The organism is Collinsella sp. TF07-1 (assembly GCF_003437235.1).
GTDB lineage: Bacteria > Actinomycetota > Coriobacteriia > Coriobacteriales > Coriobacteriaceae > Collinsella.
This window is the reverse complement of the sequence record NZ_QSRV01000005.1, coordinates 1-3517: the sequence shown is the minus strand read 5'-3', so window position 1 is coordinate 3517 and position 3517 is coordinate 1. Positions and strand designations below refer to the sequence as shown.

Annotated in this window: 3 protein-coding genes; all 3 read left to right on the top strand. The window is 62.8% G+C overall.

Going from position 1 to position 3517, the window contains the following annotated elements; all coding sequences use genetic code 11:
• Positions 1–148: 148 nt before the first annotated feature.
• The 3 genes from DXC67_RS02965 to DXC67_RS02955 all read left to right on the top strand — a co-directional run bounded on the left by DXC67_RS02965 (position 149) and on the right by DXC67_RS02955 (position 3387).
• Positions 149–2008 carry an ABC-F family ATP-binding cassette domain-containing protein gene (locus tag DXC67_RS02965; protein ID WP_117637292.1) on the top strand — a complete coding sequence of 620 codons (1860 nt, stop codon included), beginning with the start codon at positions 149–151 and terminating at the stop codon, positions 2006–2008.
• 6 nt (positions 2009–2014) lie between these two features.
• Positions 2015–2785 carry a Cof-type HAD-IIB family hydrolase gene (locus DXC67_RS02960; protein WP_117637291.1) on the top strand — a complete coding sequence of 257 codons (771 nt, stop codon included), beginning with the start codon at positions 2015–2017 and terminating at the stop codon, positions 2783–2785.
• Between the two features lie 212 nt (positions 2786–2997).
• Positions 2998–3387 carry a metal-dependent transcriptional regulator gene (locus DXC67_RS02955; RefSeq protein WP_117637290.1) on the top strand — a complete coding sequence of 130 codons (390 nt, stop codon included), beginning with the start codon at positions 2998–3000 and terminating at the stop codon, positions 3385–3387.
• The last annotated feature ends 130 nt before the right edge of the window (positions 3388–3517 follow it).

The following is a 3517-nucleotide window of genomic DNA, read 5'->3' as shown; positions in this document are numbered from 1 at the left end:
GGCGGGTCATCTCTTGCGGGAGATGGCCCGCCTTTTGCTCTGCGACCGAAACGACCACCACAAAGGGGACAGGCACCTTCGTGGTGGTTTGGGGTGGGGCTCGCTGCTATCATGGACAACGTTGAATTTCTACGAAGGAGCAGGGCATATGGCGATTCTTTTGGGATGCGATTCCATCAGCCTAGAGTTTCCCACCAAGCATATTTTCGATAGCGTGACGCTCGGCGTGGGCGAGGGCGACCGCATTGGTATTGTCGGTAAAAACGGCGACGGCAAGTCGACGCTGCTGAGCGTGCTCGCCGGCACGCTGGAACCCGACGACGGACGCGTGACGCACCGCCGCGGCACCACGATCGGACTGCTCGGCCAAAAGGACCAGCTTGTCGACACCGATACCGTACATCATGCCGTTGTGGGCGACACGCCCGAGTACGAGTGGGCCTCGAGCCCCCGCACGCGCCAGATCCTGGCTGGCCTCATTAGCGATGTGCCCTGGGAGGGCACGGTGGGCGAGCTTTCGGGCGGTCAGCGCCGTCGCGTGGACCTTGCGCGCCTGCTGATCGGCGACTACGACGTGCTCATGCTCGACGAGCCCACCAACCACCTGGACATGCGCACCATCAACTGGCTCGCGCGTCACTTAAAGGCCCGCTGGCAGCGCGGTCAGGGCGCCATGCTCGTGGTCACGCATGACCGCTGGTTCTTGGACGAGGTCTGCACCAGCATGTGGGAGGTCCACGACGGCCAAGTCGACCCCTTCGAGGGCGGCTACTCGGCCTACATCCTGCAGCGCGTGGAGCGCGATCGCATGGCCGCGGTTACCGAGGAGCGCCGTCGCAACATGGCGCGCAAGGAGCTCGCGTGGCTAAGCCGCGGCGCCCAGGCGCGTTCCACCAAGCCCAAGTTTCGCGTGGATGCCGCTCGCGAGCTGATTGCCGACGTGCCGCCTGTGCGCGACGAGCTGGAGCTCAAGCGCCTGGCGGTGAGCCGCCTAGGCAAGCAGGTTATCGACGTGGTCGACGTGGACGCCGGCTATGTGGATACCGACGGCGCGCCCAAGCAGGTGCTCTCCGACGTGACCTGGCTCATCGGTGCGGGCGACCGCTATGGTCTTTTGGGCGAGAACGGCGCCGGCAAGTCCACGCTGCTTGACGTGATTCAGGGCAAGATCGCGCCCCTGCGCGGCCGTGTGAAGATTGGCCAGACGGTGCGCTTTGGCGTGCTGTCGCAGCAGCTCGAGGAGCTCGAGCCCTCTATGGGCGATACGATACGCGAGGTGCTCGGCAACTATAAGAAGTACTACGTCATCGACGGCAAGGAGACTTCGCCCGAGAAACTTTGCGAGCGCCTGGGCTTTACGACACAGCAGCTCTGGAGTCGCATCGGCGATCTTTCGGGCGGCCAGCGCCGTCGCCTGTCGCTGCTGCTGACGATCCTGGACGAGCCCAACGTGCTTATCCTGGACGAGCCCGGCAACGACCTGGATACCGATATGCTGGCGATTGTCGAGGACCTGCTCGACGGCTGGCCCGGCACGCTGATTCTGGTGACGCACGACCGCTTTTTGATGGAGCGCGTGACTGACCAGCAGTGGGCGCTGCTCGATGGCCATCTGACGCATATGCCTGGCGGCGTCGACCAGTACCTGCGCCTGTGCAACGCCACCGCCGAGGGCGAGCCCGTGGGTGCACCGAGCGCCAAGACCGGCACGTTTGACACCGGTGCCGCGGCGGCTGCGGCCGAAAAGCCCAAGTCGAGCGGCCAGCCCAATGGCCTTTCCAACGCCGAACGCCAGAAGCTTCGCCGCGAGGTGAGCTCGCTCGAGCGCAAAATGGAGACGCAGCGCGCCCGCGTGGAGGAGGCCGAGGCCGCGATGGCTCAGGTCGACCCCACCAACTACACGGCGCTGGGCGAGCAGCAGACAAAGATCGACGAGGCCCACGCCGCCATGGACGAGTTGGAGATGGCGTGGCTCGAGGCGAGCGAGAGGCTCGAGGGCGAGGAGTAGGCGAGGATGATCAAGGCCGCGTTTTTCGATATCGACGGCACGTTGCTGAGCTTTAAGACCCATCGGATTCCGGCGTCGGCGCAGCAGGTGCTCGACAGCTTTCATGAGCAGGGGATTGCGTGCGTGATCGCCACGGGTCGCCCGACCTATCAGATGCCCGATTGGCTGTTCGAATTGGGTTGGGATGCGTACATTACGCTCTCGGGCCAGCACTGCTTTGATGCCGAGGGGGTTTACCGCAGCTGCCCGATCGATCCGGACGACGTTGCGGTGATCGTGGACCAGGTGGCGCAGGGACGCTACGACTCGCTGTGTATGCAGGGCGAGAACTCGTTTGTGAACCGCCTGTCCGAGCGCGTGGTGACGGCCGGCAACAACGCGGGGATCGTCTACCACGAGGAACCGTTTGAGCGCGCCTTTGACGCACCGGTCTACCAGTTCTGCGCCTTTGTGGACCCGGCCGACGAGCATATCGTGACCGATGCGGTGTCGCATTCGCTCACTACGCGCTGGTGCGATCTGTTCTGCGACATTATTCCGGCAAACGGCGGCAAGGACCTGGGTGTGGCGGCGACGCTGGAGCGCCTGGGCATCGACGCGAGCGAGGCGATTGCCTTTGGCGACGGCGAGAACGACCTGTCGATGTTCTCGGCCGTGGGCACAAGTGTGGCAATGGGCAACGCGCAGGCGACCGTGAAGGCCGCAGCGACCTACGTGACGACCGCCGTAGACGACGACGGCATCTACAACGCCGCCGAGCACTTTGGCCTGCTATAGCTACGGATTCGGCACTTGGGGACGTTCCTTTTGCGCCGGCAGTCGGGGGCACTCCTTGCGGGGCGTGTCCCCGCTTTGTTTTCGTCCCGTGCGTTTTGTGAAACACGGTTAACTTTTTAGACAACGTAGTAAGACATAGGCAACTTTTGCGGTAAAGTAAATCAAGCAAAAGTATCCAAAGGCTAACTAGAAGCCATCGCGAAAGGCGGCCCATGGCCCTGCGTGAATCCGGAGAAGACTATCTCGAATCGATCTACGTTCTGTCGGAACGTCAGGGCACCGTGCGCTCGATCGACGTTGCGGAGTACCTCGGCGTAACCAAGGCGAGCGTTTCCAAGGCCATGGCGACGCTGGAAAGCAACGGCTATGTCGAAATGGGCAAACGCGACGTGCATCTGACGGAACGCGGTCTTGAGGTTGCCCGTCAAATGTGGGAGCGCCACTGCTTTTTTGTAGGTCTGCTAGAGGACGCAGGCGTAACGCCCGAGGTTGCCTCGCAAGAGGGCTGTCACATGGAGCACTGCCTGAGCGAGGAGAGTTTCGAGAAGCTAAGGTCGATGCTGAGGCGGGAAGATGTAGCGGGTCCAAAAACAGAAGCCTAACTGACCCACAGTAGCGCGGAGTTCACGCAAAGCGCGAACCAGCGACCGGGACCAGCGGCCCTTTCGGCCAAGTCCATTTCAGCAAAGGAACCCCGCCAGCAAGCGATGCCCAAGAACCGCCAGCTGTGTC